General features: G+C 34.1%; 14 protein-coding genes and 3 tRNA genes. 12 read left to right on the top strand and 5 right to left on the bottom strand.

Going from position 1 to position 16,161, the window contains the following annotated elements; genetic code table 11:
* The first annotated feature begins 137 nt into the window (after nucleotides 1-137).
* Nucleotides 138-455, top strand: coding sequence for a thioredoxin (gene trxA / locus GON26_RS15645; RefSeq protein WP_007805142.1), 318 nt, complete (start codon nucleotides 138-140; stop codon nucleotides 453-455).
* A gap of 308 nt (nucleotides 456-763) precedes the next feature.
* Here the strand turns inward: trxA and GON26_RS15640 are convergent, their stop codons facing one another.
* Both GON26_RS15640 and GON26_RS15635 read right to left on the bottom strand, forming a co-directional pair.
* On the bottom strand, nucleotides 764-2,839 hold the full coding sequence (locus tag GON26_RS15640) for an ATP-binding protein (RefSeq protein ID WP_160375712.1): 2,076 nt from the start codon (nucleotides 2,837-2,839) through the stop codon (nucleotides 764-766).
* Nucleotides 2,836-3,540, bottom strand: coding sequence for a LytR/AlgR family response regulator transcription factor (locus GON26_RS15635; RefSeq protein WP_160375711.1), 705 nt, complete (start codon nucleotides 3,538-3,540; stop codon nucleotides 2,836-2,838). Before GON26_RS15635 ends, GON26_RS15640 begins: the two co-directional genes overlap by 4 nt.
* Before the next feature lie 164 nt (nucleotides 3,541-3,704).
* On the opposite strand from GON26_RS15635, the gene GON26_RS15630 reads away from it, so the two are divergent.
* The 4 genes from GON26_RS15630 (at nucleotide 3,705) to GON26_RS15615 (ending at nucleotide 6,031) form a co-directional block, all read left to right on the top strand.
* Nucleotides 3,705-4,292, top strand: a complete 588-nt coding sequence (locus GON26_RS15630; protein ID WP_160375710.1) for a DUF4082 domain-containing protein — start codon at nucleotides 3,705-3,707, stop codon at nucleotides 4,290-4,292.
* A gap of 133 nt (nucleotides 4,293-4,425) precedes the next feature.
* Nucleotides 4,426-5,352 carry a DUF58 domain-containing protein gene (locus GON26_RS15625; protein WP_160375709.1) on the top strand — a complete coding sequence of 309 codons (927 nt, stop codon included), beginning with the start codon at nucleotides 4,426-4,428 and terminating at the stop codon, nucleotides 5,350-5,352.
* An 86-nt stretch (nucleotides 5,353-5,438) separates the two neighbouring features.
* A tRNA-Asp gene (locus GON26_RS15620) sits at nucleotides 5,439-5,512 on the top strand.
* A gap of 445 nt (nucleotides 5,513-5,957) precedes the next feature.
* Nucleotides 5,958-6,031, top strand: a tRNA-Asp gene (locus GON26_RS15615).
* Nucleotides 6,032-6,381: 350 nt separating this feature from the next.
* Here the strand turns inward: GON26_RS15615 and GON26_RS15610 are convergent.
* Nucleotides 6,382-6,454: transfer RNA gene (locus tag GON26_RS15610), tRNA-Phe, on the bottom strand.
* 144 nt (nucleotides 6,455-6,598) lie between these two features.
* On the opposite strand from GON26_RS15610, the gene GON26_RS15605 reads away from it, so the two are divergent.
* The 7 genes from GON26_RS15605 to GON26_RS15575 all read left to right on the top strand — a co-directional run bounded on the left by GON26_RS15605 (nucleotide 6,599) and on the right by GON26_RS15575 (nucleotide 13,567).
* Nucleotides 6,599-7,333 carry a type III pantothenate kinase gene (locus tag GON26_RS15605; protein WP_160375708.1) on the top strand — a complete coding sequence of 245 codons (735 nt, stop codon included), beginning with the start codon at nucleotides 6,599-6,601 and terminating at the stop codon, nucleotides 7,331-7,333.
* Between the two features lie 22 nt (nucleotides 7,334-7,355).
* Nucleotides 7,356-8,552, top strand: coding sequence for a hypothetical protein (locus GON26_RS15600; RefSeq protein WP_317164714.1), 1,197 nt, complete (start codon nucleotides 7,356-7,358; stop codon nucleotides 8,550-8,552).
* 53 nt (nucleotides 8,553-8,605) lie between these two features.
* Complete coding sequence (gene lptC / locus GON26_RS15595) at nucleotides 8,606-9,160, top strand: LPS export ABC transporter periplasmic protein LptC (protein ID WP_160375706.1); 555 nt, start codon at nucleotides 8,606-8,608, stop codon at nucleotides 9,158-9,160.
* A gap of 12 nt (nucleotides 9,161-9,172) precedes the next feature.
* On the top strand, nucleotides 9,173-9,367 hold the full coding sequence (locus GON26_RS15590; protein ID WP_160375705.1) for a hypothetical protein: 195 nt from the start codon (nucleotides 9,173-9,175) through the stop codon (nucleotides 9,365-9,367).
* 3 nt (nucleotides 9,368-9,370) lie between these two features.
* Entirely contained in the window at nucleotides 9,371-10,630 is a 1,260-nt protein-coding gene (locus GON26_RS15585; protein ID WP_160375704.1) for a hemolysin family protein, read from the top strand.
* Between the two features lie 109 nt (nucleotides 10,631-10,739).
* The gene (locus GON26_RS15580) at nucleotides 10,740-12,839 is read left to right on the top strand and encodes a peptidylprolyl isomerase (RefSeq protein ID WP_160375703.1); all 2,100 of its coding nucleotides are present in this window, start codon (nucleotides 10,740-10,742) and stop codon (nucleotides 12,837-12,839) included.
* 269 nt (nucleotides 12,840-13,108) lie between these two features.
* On the top strand, nucleotides 13,109-13,567 hold the full coding sequence (locus GON26_RS15575; protein WP_230407950.1) for a hypothetical protein: 459 nt from the start codon (nucleotides 13,109-13,111) through the stop codon (nucleotides 13,565-13,567).
* Between the two features lie 41 nt (nucleotides 13,568-13,608).
* Here GON26_RS15575 and GON26_RS15570 read toward each other — a convergent pair whose 3' ends face one another.
* Both GON26_RS15570 and GON26_RS15565 read right to left on the bottom strand, forming a co-directional pair.
* A complete protein-coding gene (locus GON26_RS15570) occupies nucleotides 13,609-14,529 on the bottom strand; it encodes a GYDIA family GHMP kinase (protein ID WP_160375702.1) in 921 nt (306 codons plus the stop codon).
* Nucleotides 14,530-14,716: 187 nt separating this feature from the next.
* A complete protein-coding gene (locus GON26_RS15565) occupies nucleotides 14,717-16,018 on the bottom strand; it encodes a hydroxymethylglutaryl-CoA reductase, degradative (RefSeq protein ID WP_160375701.1) in 1,302 nt (433 codons plus the stop codon).
* Nucleotides 16,019-16,161 lie beyond the last annotated feature (143 nt).

The raw sequence follows: 16,161 nt of genomic DNA, 5'->3' as shown, positions 1-16,161 counted from the left end.
TTGTTAATATAATTATTGACAATACATTTATAATCAAAACTAATTTGCGAATGGCGTTTCTTTTGTTTTAAATTTTTAAATTTGTACTCAAGTTTGAATGTTGAATTGATCAAACTATAATTTTAAAATAAAATATTATGGCATTAGCAATTACAGATGCTACTTTTGACGAAGTAGTTTTGAAATCAGATAAACCGGTAATGGTAGATTTTTGGGCAGCATGGTGTGGACCTTGTAGAATGGTTGGGCCAATCATCGACGAATTAAGCAGCGAATACGAAGGTAAAGTAGTTGTTGGAAAAGTTGATGTAGATGCAAACCAGGAATTTGCTGCAAAATACGGTGTTCGTAACATACCAACTGTTTTGGTTTTCCATAACGGTGAGGTAGTAGGAAAACAAGTAGGAGTAGCTCCTAAACAAACCTACGCTGATAGTTTAGACGCTTTATTGTAATCGAAAGATTATGATTGATATAAAAAAGGTTTGACGCAAGTCAGGCCTTTTTTATTTGGGATTGTTTGCAGATTTTTTTTTCACGCATATTAAAATGATTTTTTTCACGCAGATTTTAAACAGATTTTAGCTGATTTAATTTGAGATTAATTAAAAAAAATCTGCGCGCATCTGCTTTAATCTGTTTAAAATCTGCGTGAAAATTTCAGATGATTTATTAAAGTAAAATCTGCGTGCATCTGCTAAAATCTGTTTAAAATCTGCGTGAAATTTTCAGATAAGTTATTAAATAAATCTGCGTGAAAAATTTAGAATATAATAGTAAATGTAGTTCCCGAATCAGGCTCTGATACCACCTCTATTTTACAATTTATAGCGGTTGCCAAATCCCGGATAAGGTGCAGTCCTAAACCAGTTTTGATTCCGGTAACCTGAGTGTCGTCATACAAAGCCCTAAATTTCTCCTGACTTCCCCCTGGTCCATTATCTGTTATCGAAAGAAAATGCGAACCGTTTTCCTGCCACGCTTTCCAGAGTATCGTTCCGTTTGGGGTTTTGTCAAGTGCCTGTATCGCATTTCCGGTTAGGTTTCGAATAATGGTTTTCAGGTAATTTTCATCGGTAAACAAAATAATATTTTCAGGATCTTCAAATGTTATTTGAATGTTTTCTACACTCGAAAAATGTTTGTCTGTCTCTTCGAATACAATCCCAATTGATACTTTTTTAGGCTGAGGTTTAAAGTTTTCCATCTGGCCTTTGCTCCACAGTAAAATATCCTCCATAGACGATAATAAGTTTTCGGCACCCGTAATGACTTTGTTCTGCATTCGGATAGCAGCCGCTTCATCAAGGAGTTCGGGGCTTTCTTTCTGAAGGTGCAAAAAGTGAATCAAATTAGAAACCGGACTCCTTAAATCATGGTTAAGGATGCTAAAAAACCGCGCTTTGATTTTATTGGCTTCGTCGAGTTCCTGATTCAGCAGCTGTAGTTTTTGGTTGGTCTTTTTACGATTTTGGTTTTGTTTGAATAATAATAACCCAATCACACCCACAAGAACCAACCCTGAAATTAAGTAAATACGCTGCTTTCTCGCATCCTCGATCTGAATATTTTTAAGGGTATTTTGGGTTGACAGGTTTTTTATTTCCTGCTTTTTGGTTTTGTTTTGAAACCGTGCTTCGGCATTGGCAATATTCTGACTGGCAGACTCCTGCATCATCTCGTCATTGTATTTGCTGTAGATTTTGTTGTAATGATACGCTTGCTGCCAATTCCCTAATGCCGCATAACTCTGAGAGAGTTTTTCATTAATGATAACAAAGGATTCTTTGTCGTAACTCAGCGCATGTTCTGAGGCTTTCGTAAGGGTTTCAATCGCTTTTTTATACTCGTGGTTTTCATATAAAACTCTCCCCATGATGGTGTTGGCTTCCATCAGGATTTCGTCGTCGTTGGATTTCTTAGCCATCAAAATTGCTTTTTGGGCATAAACGGCAGCTTTGCTCAACTGCTTTTCGTTTATATGATATTCCGACAGGCTTCGGTTGGCAAAACTCAAATTAAGAAACAAAGAATCTTTTGCAGAAGGGAACGTGTAAATATGAGTATAATACTTGCTGGCATTATTAAAATCGTGTAATCCTACATAACACTGAATGTAATAATTGCACAAAAAAGCACTTACATACGGAGAGTTTATTACGTACGGTTTTGCTTCGTCCAGATACTCAATCGCTTTTTGGTATTGCTTCATTTTAATATAAGCCCCTGCAATCTGACTGTATGAAATACCAATATTCTCCTGATTGACTTTGCTTTTTTCCAGCAGCTTTTTATGCGTTATGGCTTTTAGCTGATAATGAATAAAAGTTTCGTATTCAGAATTATTCTGATAATATTCAGCCAGGCTCCCGTTGAGCACCGCTTTGGTATAAGTATTTTTTGTGGTGTCCAGAACTTTCCTGATATATTGAGACAGTTCTTTGTTTTTTGTGGTTAAATGCAGCGAGTAATAAATATAATTAAGGCGCATCAAAGCCGATGTCTCGGTTTTAAGATTTCGGGATTGTTGGGCGTATTTCCAGCAAAGTTCATAGTTTGTCAGTGCTTTTTGGTACTGATTATTGCTAAACTCATACGCAAGACCCTTATAAAAATAAAAGCGCGCCAGATAAAAAGGCTGATTTTGAGCCATCTTAATTCCTTTTTCAGCTGCTGCTAATAGTTTGGGATAATCTTCCAGATCAGTTAACTGCTGGCAATACTTAGTCCATGCTTTATGTTTGTCGTTTGTTGTTTTATGCGATGCCAGATTGGGTTCTTGTTGTGCAAAACCAGAGAGCGTTATGAAATACAGCAACAGCAACACATTTTTTATCATAACAATAGGCTTAGGTTGTCTTTGTAGCTTCTTCCAACCGGAATGGTCATATCATTATTAAGGACAATTTCGGTCGAATTGATCTTCTGGATGTATTGTTTCTGAATAGCATAACTGCGATGAATCCGGATAAAAGACTGAAAATGATCTTCTTTCAAAAGCAAACCAATACTCGATAAAACGCAGTGTCTCTTTTTGTCGGTAATAATTAGGGTGTAATCTTTTAAAGCTTCGAGGTATAAAATTTCATGAAGCTTTACTTTGATTTGCTCATGTCCTTCTTTAATATAAATAGTATCGCCTCCAATACTGGACTCAAAAAGAGAGGCTTTGAGTTTAATTTCCATAAATTCCTCAATCCTGTTCATGCTTTGTGTAAAGCGGTCCAGCTTAAGGGGTTTTACGATAAAATCCAGGGTTTCAATTTCAAAACTTTCTACAGCATGCTCAGGATGTGCCGTTATAAAAATACAGACCGGAATCTCTAATGTTTTTTTTCTGAAATCAATTCCGTTTAAACCCGGCATATCAATATCAAGAAACAGGATGTCTATATTTTCTTTTTCTATAAAAGGAAGCGCTTCATCTGCTGATTCAAAAACACCTAAAATGGTAAGTACAGGAAACCTTTTGGCAAACGATAAAACCGTAAGCCTGTCTATTTCGTCATCATCTATAATAATACAAGTGTATTTTTTCATGAGCTGTAATTGATTTTTCAAATGTAATAAAATAATAACAGCAGGAATTAATGTTGTCTGTCTATTTAAAACGTTGTTAGTCTATTAGTGGTTTTTATAACGAATTTATTCGGGCAAATTTGTCCTGTAATTAATAATACAAAACCAATTAAAACTAAATTATTATGAAAATTTTTAAAGTTATGTTCGCACTTTTATCAATCGCATTTTTTTCAGCTTCATGTAGTAGTGATGATGATAACGAAGTAGTGGCACCCGTTTTTGAAACTGAAAATCCATTAGCCACTTATTATGCCGAGACCGGATTTAATACATCTGTTAATTTTATCAATTCCGGAGATTATGAATTTGGATTAGTGTTTACACCAACAGTAAAAGGAAAAATTAAGGCCATAACCCTTAAAATGCCGGATGCAAATCCTACTCTACGTGTAACCATTTGGGATTTTGCATCAAAAGCAGTATTGCGTTCTGAAACCTTAAATGTAGCAACTGCAGATGTTGCTGTAACCAAAGTTATTGGTGAAATGGCATTAGAAAAAGATAAAAAATATGTGATCACCATGAACTCAAATGATTGGTATAAAAAATCTAAAGCTGATAATACAAATATAGTTTATCCTATTACAGCAGGTAATATCCGTTTTGAAGAATACAGATGGGTGAGTGGATCAGCGCAGCTTTTCCCAACAAATATCTCAGCGAATTACAATGGCGGAGATTTAAGTTTTGATTTTCAGCAAACCGAATAAATAAAGGAAGTATATTTTTTGAATTAGTAATGAAGAAGGTCTGGCGAAAGTCAGGCCTTCTTATTTGTTTGTCAGGAAGAGATTTCAAAGCGTTTAATTTTTAAATGATTTATTCTTTTAATACATTTGAAAGATGAAGATCGAATCAGAAATAGAAAAAATATCAAGTTTCCAGCATCTGGAGATGTTGGCCAATCAGGTGGTCGAAGGTTTTATTTCAGGAATGCACAAGAGTCCGTTTCATGGCTTTTCGGCTGAATTTGCAGAGCATAAAGTGTATAATGCAGGCGAAAGCACCAAACATATCGACTGGAAATTGTTTGCCAAAACCGATCGTTTATATACCAAACGTTTTGAGGAAGAAACTAACTTACGCTGCCATATTATAGTAGATAACTCCTCATCGATGCATTATCCGGAACTGAAAACAAATCAGCCTTTTTATGAAAAGAAAATAGGTTTTGCGGTTTTGGCTTCGGCGGTTTTAATGAATATTTTAAAGAAACAGCGCGATGCCGTTGGTCTGAGTGTTTTCTCGGACAGTTATGAATATTATGCGCCGGAGAAAGGAAGTGACCGCCATCACAGGATGTTGCTTAATAAATTAGAGCAGTTATTAATTCAGCCAAAAGTTAAGAAAACAACCGACACGATTACCTATCTGCACCAGATTGCAGAAAAAATGCACCGTCGTTCGATGATTATTTTGTTTACCGATATGTTTCAGTCCGCAGATGAGGAAAAGCTTTTTAATGTCTTGCAGCATCTAAAACACAACAAACACAAAGTAGTTTTGTTTCATGTAGTAGATGATAAAACGGAGCTGAAATTTGAATTTGATAATGCGCCCCGTAAATTTATAGACTTAGAATCAGGTGAAGAAATATCTATTTTTGCTGATAATATAAAAGAAGAGTATGAAAAAAGAGCTTCGGCATACTTCAAAAACTTAGCTTTAACCTGCGCCAAGAACCAAATTAAGTACGTTTCGGTAAATGTTGGGGATAATTTCGAAAAAATATTGACTACATATTTAGTTGAAAAACAAAACTTTGGCTAAGAATTTAAAAATTTATTTCATTTTTTTTGATAAAACACTTGCAGAAATGAAATTCTGTACTATCTTTGCAACCGCAATAACGCAGAGGTTTGGTAGTTCAGTTGGTTAGAATACATGCCTGTCACGCATGGGGTCGCGGGTTCGAGTCCCGTCCAGACCGCAATATTGGGAGAAGCCTTTCTTAACGGAAAGGCTTTTTTGCCCAAATACGGTATCTAAGATTAGTTGTGTTGTTTGCTACGACTTTGTAACTCGTAGCTGGTTTAGTAGTTAGACCAATGAAAAGCTTTCCACTTTTGTGGATGGCTTTTTTGATTTACGACATACGTTAAATCTCAATATTTTAAAATCCCAAATTCCAATTTTGAAAAAAGTTTCTTTTTTGAATCGTAAGATTTGAGGAATATTTATGCTTGTTTTAAAGTCGAAATTTGGAATATTGGATTTCAGAGATTTAAAATTTGCGCTTAAATGCGTTTTAAAATTCGAATTTAGGATTTTAAAATATTGGAATTTAGCGAATTAAAATTTTATCAATTTTAATTCATAAAAACCCTTGTAGAATCAAAGTTCTGTTGTATTTTTGCACTCACAATAACGCAGTGGGTTTGGTAGTTCAGTTGGTTAGAATACATGCCTGTCACGCATGGGGTCGCGGGTTCGAGTCCCGTCCAGACCGCAAATATTGTTTAAAAGCCTTTCTTAACGGAAAGGCTTTTTCTGTTTTAATATCTTTCTTTAAAAAATGCCAATATTTTTTAAATTCCAAATTTTCTATTTGAAATGTATTTTTGAGATTCTGTCTTTTGTTTCTGTTTTCTACGCTAAATTTCTATATAATGTTGGAATTTGGAATTTCAAAAGTAAAGTTGGAATTTGGAATTTGAGAAAATTGGAGTTTTTCTATAAAATGTTATCCGTTAGAATCTATTAAAGTCTAAAGATTGGAATTTGGAATTTCAAAAATTTGGAATTTTTTAAAGAAAGTAATAAAAACAAAAAACCCGAATATTGCTATTCGGGTTTCAGTGGTGCCTCCAGGGATCGAACCAGGGACACATGGATTTTCAGTCCATTGCTCTACCATCTGAGCTAAGGCACCTTGCTTATCAGGTCACGCTATTTCTTTTTTCAAAGCTGTTGCGTGAACGTGTTTGCGGGTGCAAAGATAGAATCATTTTTCGTTTATCCAAAACATTTTTTTAAAAAAATCAATTCGTACCTTCGCATTTGTAAATATGCAAATATGGTTTTAACAGTTGATGTTGGTAATACCCGAATTAAAGCGGCTGTCTTTGAGGGGAGTACTGTTTTGGAAAATTTCGTTTTTGAGAAAAATGAACTCGAAAAAAAAATTAAAATAATTTTAAAAAAAATTCAAAATTGTTCTGATTTGGTCGTGGCTTCGGTTGGAAATGTCGAAAAACAAGCTTTTTTGGCTTTCGAGAATCAACTTAAAATTCATTTTTTGACCCATGATGATGCTTTTCCTTTTATCAATAAATATGCAACCCCAAAAACGCTGGGAATCGACCGGATGGTTTTGGCTGCAGGAGCAACTTTGCAATATCCAAAACAAAACAGATTGGTCATTGATGCCGGAACTTGTATTACCTACGATTTTATCGACGAAAACGATCATTATTTAGGTGGCGCAATTTCTCCTGGGCTTCGTTTGAGGTATGAAGCTCTGCATAATTTCACGGCCAGACTGCCTTTGCTTACACTTGAGAAACCAAAATCATATATAGGAGATAGTACTGCAGAAGCAATACATTCGGGAGTTGTAAATGGTTTCGTCTATGAGATTGATGGTTTTATCGATGAATATCGGGAGAACTTTTTAAATTTTATCATAATTTTAACGGGAGGTGATGCAGATTTTTTGGCTAAACGATTAAAAAATACCATATTTGCCAATTCAAATTTCCTACTGGAGAGTTTGAACCAAACATTTCAATATAAAATCAACAATGATTAAAAAATTTATAATAAGCGCTTGCTTGCTTATATCGTTCGTTTCATTTGCGCAACAGGGTACATCTTCTCCTTATTCTTTTTATGGACTTGGTGATGTAAAGTTTAACGGAACACTTGAAAACAGATCGATGGCCGGAGTTTCGGTTGAACAGGATAGTATTCACATAAATGTGAATAATCCGGCAAGTTATGCGAGTTTAAGACAAACCACTTTTACGGTTGGAGGAACTTTTGCTACTTCTAAGTTGAAAAATGAAACTGAAACTTCAAAAGCGCAAAGATCTACGTTTGATTATTTATTAGTGGGAATACCAATGGGTAAGTTGGGTGTTGGTTTTGGTTTGATTCCGACTACGTCTGTAGGATATAAAATAAAAAATGATAATTCAGCTGGGCCTGAAGGTTCAAGAAGCAGTCAGTTTGAAGGTTCGGGAGGATTGAATAAAGTGTTCTTTGGGGCTGGTTATGAAATCAAGAAAAACTGGACAATTGGTGCTGATGTACAATATAATTTTGGTAGAATTGAAACTAACAGTATTGAGGCTATTACAGGAATTCCGGTTTCTACCGTAGAGACGAATGTTACAACCTTGTCAGGGATTAATTTTAATTTAGGGACTATGTATCAGCGTAAAATTGATACAAAACTAAATTTATATACGAGTTTGAATTATACTTTTGGAACAACATTAAAATCTGAAAACACAAGGTTGATTCGTACTGATTTAGAAGTAGATGATCAAGTGACAGATAATAGAGATTTAGAATTGCCTAGCAGATTTACTGTAGGTGCAGGTTTAGGAGAGGCTAGAAAATGGTTAATAGGTACTTCGGTAGCTTTTCAGGGAAAAGGGGAGTATGAGAACTATTATAATACTAGTGATGATGTTCGCTATGAGAAATCTTCTAAATATGCTATTGGAGGTTATTATATACCTAACTATACTTCTTTCTCAAGTTATTTTAAAAGAATTACCTACAGAGCTGGTTTTAAGTATGAAAAAATTGGTTTGGTGGTAAACTCAGAGTCCATTAAAGATGTAGGAGTGAGTTTGGGAGCAGGATTTCCTGTTACCGGACAGTTTTCTAATGTGAATTTTGGTATTGAATTTGGGAAAAAAGGAACTGTTACTGCTAATTTGATTCAGGAAAACTACATCAATTTCAGTCTTAGCTTCTCATTTAATGATAAGTGGTTTGTGAAAAGTAAATTCAACTAAAAACATAAAATTTATGTTTTTATAAGCTCATTACAATTTAGTACATTTGGCAAATGAATTTACCAAAGAGACATAATATATTAATGGTTGTCACAGCACTTGCTGTGACACTGTTTTTTGGATGCGAAAGTAATTTTAAAGAAGTTCAGAAAATCAATTTCTCAGAGTTTGTTCCTGCGGGTGATACCGACATGGCAACTACTAAATATACCGATTCCGGGCGTATTACAGGGGTTTTAATTAGCCCTAAAATGCTGGATTATTCAAATGTCAGTTTTCCTTTTACCGAGTTTCCAAAAGGGATAGATGTTACTTTATATGACAAAAAAGGAAAGAGAACTTTTATAAAGTCAAATTATGCGGTTTCCTATAAAAACACCAGTATTATAGATTTGCAGGGAAAAGTAAAAATCACTTCTGAGGCGGGACAAATGTTAGAAACCGAGCAATTGTTTTTTGACCAGAAAAACGAATGGTTTTACACCGAAAGAAAATTTAAACTGACGGATGTTAAAGGGGTTTCGAATGGTCAGGGGATTGATTTTAGCAAAGATTTTAAAGTAATAAATTCACAACGTATCAGCGGTGAAATAGAAGCTGACGAATAAAAAGACATTATTATGGGTTACATGAAATATACGCAGTACGTTTATTTAGTATTTGCAGCTTTCTTTATTTATGACGGAGTTACCAAGCTGACTCAGGGAAGTAATGAGGCTTGGTTAAGTCTGATTATTGCAGGAATGGCAATATTTATGTTTTTCTTCAGAAGAAGATTTCTTAAGAAGATGGAAGAACGCAACAAAAAACAATAAAAAATGGAAATTAGTATTATAATACTATGTTTAATACTAGCCGCTTTTTTTTCAGGAATGGAAATAGCTTTTATTTCCTCCAATAAAATTTATCTTGAAATAGAGAAAAAACAGGATAATTTTCTGTCTCAGATCCTTACTAAGCTTACTGAAAAACCATCTAAATTTATTGCAGCAATGCTTATTGGCAACAATGTAGCGCTTGTAGTGTATGGTTTTTTTATGGGTGATTTGGTTTTAAAATGGATTCTTGGATCCGGATTTGAGTTTTCTAAATTTACCCATTTATTTCTTCAGACTTTAATTTCGACTGTTGTAGTTTTGATGACGGCAGAGTTTTTTCCGAAGGTCTTTTTTCAGGTGTATGCCAACTCTTTAATTAAGTTTTTTGCAATTCCTGCGTATTTATTTTATCGGTTGTTTTACTATATCTCTACTTTTTTTATTTGGATTTCCGATTTAATTCTGAGAAAATTTTTCAAAACAGAAGGCGATCAGGTACAATTATATTTTAGCAAAATTGAACTGGGACATTACATTACAGAACAAATGAGTTCTGTAGAAGACGATGAAGAAGTAGATTCTGAAATTCAGATTTTTCAAAACGCTTTAGAGTTTTCCGGTGTGAAAGCCAGGGATATTATGACGCCAAGAACAGAAATTGTTGATATTGATTTGTTTGATAGTGTCGCTGATTTGAAAGCGTTGTTTATAGAGACAGGATATTCGAAAATTGTAGTGAGCCAAAATTCGTTAGATGATATTGTGGGTTATGTGCATTCTTTTGATTTGTTTAAAAAACCAGCCACAATTAAATCTGTCTTGATGGCGGTTGAGTTTGTGCCAGAAACTATTTTTATAAAAGATGCACTGGATTTATTGATAAAAAAGCGAAAAAATGTAGCTGTAGTTTTAGATGAATATGGCGGTACTTCAGGGATTATTACAATCGAAGATATTGTAGAAGAACTTTTTGGAGAGATAGAAGACGAACACGATCTGGACGAAGAATTAATTGAGCAGGAATTAGGAGAAGGAGAGTATCTTTTTTCAGCCAGATTAGATGTTGAATATTTAAACGAAACCTATAAACTGGAAATTCCGGAGGGAGATTCTTACGGTACTTTAGGAGGTTTTATTGTAGATTTTACAAAAGAAATACCTCAAAAAGGAGAGAAAATACGTATAGACAGGTTTCATTTTGTCATCGAAGAATGCTCGAATAAGAAAATTGAATTGGTAAAAATGTCCTTAAAAGAGTGATATTTTTTCATTAATTAAAAAAATATTGCAAAATAAAACCCTAGTTGTATTGTTATTAACTAGATAATTGTATTTTCGCAAACTGAATATAAAATTAACGATAATAAAAATGGCAGTTTTAGCAAAAATTAGACAGCGTTCCGCTTTATTGATAGGAGTTATTGCACTTGCATTATTTGCATTTATAATACAAGATTTGTTCAATAGCGGTACTTTTAGTCAAAGTTCAAAAGATGTGGGAAGCATCGATGGAAAAGATATTTCATTTGAAGACTTTAGAGTTAAAGTTAGTAATGTTGAAAAAAGTGGACAGGGAATTACTTCCACAGAAGCTGCAAACAGAGTTTGGGATCAAGAGGTTTCAATCGCTTTATTATCATCTCAGTTTGATAAATTAGGTTTGAGAGTTGGCGAAAAACATCTTTTAGAAGTTTTAAAAGCAGATCCTAATATTGGAAAAAATCCAATGTTCCTAAATGCGGCAGGTATGTTTGATATTGTGAAATTCAAGGAGTACTTTAAAACGAATCCTGAAGCAGCACAATTCATTACTGAAAAAGAAAAAGATGCTGCACTAAATGCAAAATATCAAATCTATAGTACATTAGTAAAATCAGGACTTTATACTACTGCTAGCGAAGGTAAATTGAAATACGAAATGGAAGCTAACAAAGTAAACTTTGCTTACGCTGCAGGATTGTATTCTTCTATCAAAGACAGTGAAGTAAAAGTTTCAGATGATGAGATTGTAGAGTACATGAAGAAAAACGAGAAGAAATTCAAAGCGGATGCCACTCGTGAAATTCAATACGTTTTAATTGAAGACAAACCTTCGAAAGAAGACGAAGTTGAGATTAAATCAAGAATTACTGCTTTGTTAACAGGAAGTGTTAAATACAACGAGCAAACCAAACAAACAGATTCTGTAGCAGGATTTAGAAATGCAAAAAACATTGCTGAGTTTGTAAACGCAAATTCTGATGTTCCTTACGATTCATCTTATGTTCCTAAAAATGCTTTGCCAGCAGTTGATGCTGACAAATTATTCAGCTTAGCTCCAGGTGCTATTTATGGTCCTTATATTTTTGGAAAGTACTATGCAATTTCTAAATCTCAAGGGTTCAAGGCAGGTGTAAATGCAAAAGCTAGTCATATTTTGATCGGATACGAAGGTTCTCAAACGCCAAATACTAAAGAAAAAAGAACAAAAGAAGAAGCAAAAGCTAAAGCAGAAGAAATTCTGGCTCAAGTTCAGGCAAATCCGGATAGTTTCATGATGTTGGCATTTACAGCTTCTGATGATTCATCTGCACAACAAGGTGGTGATTTAGGGTATTTTGGACCAAACCAAATGGTAAAACCATTTAATGATTTCGTATTCTCTAATGGTATTGGAAAAGTTGGTTTAGTTGAAACACAATTTGGTTTCCATATTATAAAAGTTACAGATAAGCAAGACGGAATTCGTTTGGCGACTATTGCTCAAAAAATTGAGCCATCTGAAGCTACTTCAGATAAATTATTTGCTTTGGCAACTAAATTTGAAATGGATGCTGCAGATAAAGATTTTGCTGCAACTGCAAAAGAGTTAGGTTTAAAAGTAGCAACTCCGGTAACGGCTAAAGCTATGGACGAAGCATTTGGTCCATTAGGTAACCAGCGTTCAATTGTAAGATGGGCATTTGATAAAGAAACAAGTACTGGTGATGTAAAACGTTTTGAAATCGCTAATGTTGGAAACGTAATTGCACAATACAAAAGCGAAAATAAATCTGGTTTAGTTTCTGTAACAGTGGCAAGACCTTATGTTGAGCCAATCTTGAAAAACAAGAAAAAAGCAGAGTTACTAAAAGCTAAAATGACTGGTTCTTCTATCGAAGAGATTGCTAAAAAAGCTGGTGTAGCCGTTCAACAAGCTACAAATGTTACTTTAGACAATGCTGTTTTACCAGGCGGAGTTGGACAAGAACCTAAAGTTGTAGGTACTGCATTTGCTTTAGCTCCTAATAAAGTTTCTGCTCCAATCGAAGGAAATACAGGTGTTTATGTTGTAAAAAACATTAGTACTGTAAAAGCTCCTGCGATTGCTAATCACGCTCCTTATGTTGCTAAATTAAAAGCGCAAAGCGGTTCTGATGCAAGCAGAATTTTACCAGCCTTGAAAAACAATGCTAAAATCGAAGACAATAGATTGCAATTTAACTACTAGTTTTTAGTAGAAAAATCATAAAAATGCCCGAAACGTTTAATTTGAACGTTTCGGGCATTTTGTTTAAACAGGCTTTAAATGTTATTTTTGTAATAATTATCTACCTATTTTCTTAAGTTATATGGGAATAATAGAAATATAATTTAAAAAATTTGGGATATCCAAAATATTGCATTTAATTTGTCGGTCTTTTGTTTTAACAAAATAAATTTGACGTTAGAAAAGGGCTAAATAAAACTGTAAATGAATGATAAACAACTACTTTGATAATGAAACATTTAAATTTTTTTATGTTTAATTTATTCAGAAAAAAACCTAAAGTATATTCTAAAATAGAGAATCATATTTTTGGTATAATTACTGAGCTTCTAAAAGTAAGTAGTACGGACATCAATGTTGATGAGTTAGGAGGTAAGTATTATTTAAGCAACGAAGAACAGCATTTTAAGGTAACCATATTGAGTAATGATTATGTGATTAGACTTACTAATACCCGTGATTCTGTTGCTGAAAAATACGATAAGATTTTTGTTGAGCACGTTTTGAAAGCGGTAAAGGAAGAAAAGCACCGCAGAATGGAGCTGGTATATGATTCTATAACAAACAGTATAGAAAAAATGGCTGAACGTTTGCATAATACTCTAATCGAATCGAATGAACAAGAGAGTCAAAAGGTTCGTCATCTGGAAACAAAACATGTAAAGAATAATAAAAAAGTGAGCTTTTAGTTCACTTTTTTTATTTTTAGGCTGGCTTGTATTCGAGGATATTATTGCTGCAAGATCATTTCATCGTAAGAAAGAATGGTTTCGTATCCTTTTGCTTCGAAATAAGCTGTTGGATTTTCTTTAGAAACTGCCATAACAAAATCGCCGCCCCAGGCGCCAAGACTTTTTATGACTCCATTGAATTCTGGGAAAATCATTTCTTTAATAGTTTGAATTTCCAGAATGTTGCTAAGATGAATTTCATGTTTTTCTAACGCTATAGCAAATTCTTTTAGAGATTTAGCATTTAGAATTTCCGCTGTGATTTTATTATTGACGGTTATACTTTTAGCTAATTGAGTGTTTTTGTTATTGTAATACGCATTTATGGCTGCTTTACTGCTTTGTTTTTTATTGAGATATACAAAGTAAAGGTTTTTTGTAAAATCAGGATTGAAGCTGATTTGCTCTACTACAGGGAAATTATTTTCTAAGTTATAAATAATAGGAGTATCGTTTTGTGCACAGGCAATATCATAACCGCTTCCGCCAAAACTATTTTTAAGCAAAGTGAAAGCATCAATTTGTGCCCATTGTGCAATATTATTTAATAATGTCGAAGAAGTTCCTAATCCCCAGTTTTTAGGAAAAGTAAGTTCGGTTGTGATTTTGTATCCTTCAGAATTATCAATAAAATTAGGGTTCAAAAGATAGGCTTCGTGTAGAATATTGATCAAAGTTGTTTTTACAGTTTCGTTTTTAGCTTCTGGATTATTGATTACTTCAGAAAATAAAATAGTGTCTTCGAACCAGATTTTTCCATCTACATTAAAACTTTTCCATTGAATTTCCTGATCAGAGCCGTTTTCAACTATTAAATTTTGACCAAATTTTGTAGGTAATGCAAAAGCTCTCGCGCCATCAAGTACTAAATATTCGCCTGTAATAAGGAGTTTTCCGTTACTGTAAAATGTTCTCTTCATATTTTATTTTTTAGCCCCGATAGCAGTGGAAATCCTTTTGCTTTTTTCTTTAAAAAGCAAAAGATTGTAACGGATAGCGGGAATAGCTCCTTATTTTTTAAATTCCAATATTTTTAAATTCCAAATTCCAATTGTTGGGATTTGGAATTTTATTTAAAAGCTATATTAGCTATATTATTTTGGAATTTTATTTTTTTCTTAAATTTTCAATAAAATCAACAACAGCACTATGCGAAACAGCGTTTTTCTTGAAATGTGCTTTTATTTGATGACGTTCTTCGTCGTTAGCTTCAAATTGGTTGATGATGTTATTCAGGTGCATTTTCATGTGTCCTTCCTGAATTCCGGTGGTGGTTAGCGAGCGTAAAGCAGCAAAATTTTGCGCCAAACCAGCAACGGCAACGATCTCCATTAATTCTTTCGCAGAAGGTTTTTGAAGAATTTCCAACGATAATTTTACTAAAGGATGTAGTGAAGTCAATCCGCCCACGGTTCCTAAAGCCAGTGGAATTTCGAGCCAGAAAGTAAAAATTCCGTTTTCGATTTTGGCGTGTGATAAACTGGAATATTGTCCGTTGCGGGAAGCGTAGGCGTGAACTCCGGCTTCAACCGCTCTAAAATCATTTCCTGTTGCCAAAATTACGGCATCGACACCATTCATAATACCTTTGTTGTGTGTTACAGCACGAAATGGCTCCACTTCAGCAATTTGAACAGCCTGTACAAAACGTTCTGCAAATTCTTGAGGATTCGGGATGTGTTTTTCGGTTAAATCTTCAATTGGGCACGAAACTTCAGCTCTTACGATACAATTCGGAACATAATTCGATAAGATACTCATGACAACTTCTACTTCTAAATCAGTATTTTGAGCTTCTTCTTTTAAAGTTGTGGCAAATTGCTCCAGGCAAGAGTTGATAAAATTAGCGCCCATACTGTCTTTGGTTTCGAAAGTAGCATGCAGCTGAAAATAATTATCCAATAAATCGCGTTTGTCACGAAGTTCGATATTTAGAATTCCTCCGCCACGTTGCTGCATATTTTTGGTAATGCTTTGTGTGTCTGAAAAGAATTTTGGTTTTATTTGATTAAAGAAAGCTTCTAATTTTTGTGCATCGCCTTTGAAGGTAAAATGTACCTGGCCAATTTTTTCGGTATTGATTACAGTTGCTTTAAAACCGCCACGGGTTGCCCAATACTTAGCTGATTTTGATGCAGCAGCCACTACAGAGCTTTCTTCGATTGCCATTGGTATGGTTTTGTAGTTCCCGTTTATTAAAAAATTGGGAGCTACACCAAGTGGAATATACAAATTGGTGATGGTGTTTTCGATGAATTCATCATGCAATTGTTGAAGCTTTTCGTCTGAATTCCAGTAATTTCTTATAATGTTTAGTGCTTCTTCAGGGTTTGAAAAGTACTCATTGGCAATCCAGTTTATTTTTTCTTTTTTGGATAATTTAGAAAATCCGGCAACAGCGTTGTTCATTCTCAGTATTTTAAATAATAATGTGGTGGCAAAGATACCATTTTAAGAGTTTTGTTTGCAAACTATATAAAAATTGAAGACTACGCAATCGTTATTTTTTTTAACATTTAACACTTAAAATGTGTATTATGTTTATTTTTTTT

The sequence above is a fragment of the Flavobacterium hydrocarbonoxydans genome, from assembly GCF_009789235.1.
Lineage (GTDB): Bacteria > Bacteroidota > Bacteroidia > Flavobacteriales > Flavobacteriaceae > Flavobacterium > Flavobacterium hydrocarbonoxydans.
Note: the sequence above shows the minus strand (reverse complement) of the source record. Positions and strands in the feature narration are given on the sequence as shown.

What these genes read in the sequence shown, in the direction of transcription:
- trxA (WP_007805142.1), top strand. Translation starts at nt 138, where the DNA reads ATGGCATTAGCAATTACAGATGCTACTTTTGACGAAGTAGTTTTGAAA.
- GON26_RS15640 (WP_160375712.1), bottom strand. Translation starts at nt 2,839, where the DNA reads ATGATAAAAAATGTGTTGCTGTTGCTGTATTTCATAACGCTCTCTGGT.
- GON26_RS15635 (WP_160375711.1), bottom strand. Translation starts at nt 3,540, where the DNA reads ATGAAAAAATACACTTGTATTATTATAGATGATGACGAAATAGACAGG.
- GON26_RS15630 (WP_160375710.1), top strand. Translation starts at nt 3,705, where the DNA reads ATGAAAATTTTTAAAGTTATGTTCGCACTTTTATCAATCGCATTTTTT.
- GON26_RS15625 (WP_160375709.1), top strand. Translation starts at nt 4,426, where the DNA reads ATGAAGATCGAATCAGAAATAGAAAAAATATCAAGTTTCCAGCATCTG.
- GON26_RS15605 (WP_160375708.1), top strand. Translation starts at nt 6,599, where the DNA reads ATGGTTTTAACAGTTGATGTTGGTAATACCCGAATTAAAGCGGCTGTC.
- lptC (WP_160375706.1), top strand. Translation starts at nt 8,606, where the DNA reads ATGAATTTACCAAAGAGACATAATATATTAATGGTTGTCACAGCACTT.
- GON26_RS15590 (WP_160375705.1), top strand. Translation starts at nt 9,173, where the DNA reads ATGGGTTACATGAAATATACGCAGTACGTTTATTTAGTATTTGCAGCT.
- GON26_RS15585 (WP_160375704.1), top strand. Translation starts at nt 9,371, where the DNA reads ATGGAAATTAGTATTATAATACTATGTTTAATACTAGCCGCTTTTTTT.
- GON26_RS15580 (WP_160375703.1), top strand. Translation starts at nt 10,740, where the DNA reads ATGGCAGTTTTAGCAAAAATTAGACAGCGTTCCGCTTTATTGATAGGA.
- GON26_RS15575 (WP_230407950.1), top strand. Translation starts at nt 13,109, where the DNA reads ATGAAACATTTAAATTTTTTTATGTTTAATTTATTCAGAAAAAAACCT.
- GON26_RS15570 (WP_160375702.1), bottom strand. Translation starts at nt 14,529, where the DNA reads ATGAAGAGAACATTTTACAGTAACGGAAAACTCCTTATTACAGGCGAA.
- GON26_RS15565 (WP_160375701.1), bottom strand. Translation starts at nt 16,018, where the DNA reads ATGAACAACGCTGTTGCCGGATTTTCTAAATTATCCAAAAAAGAAAAA.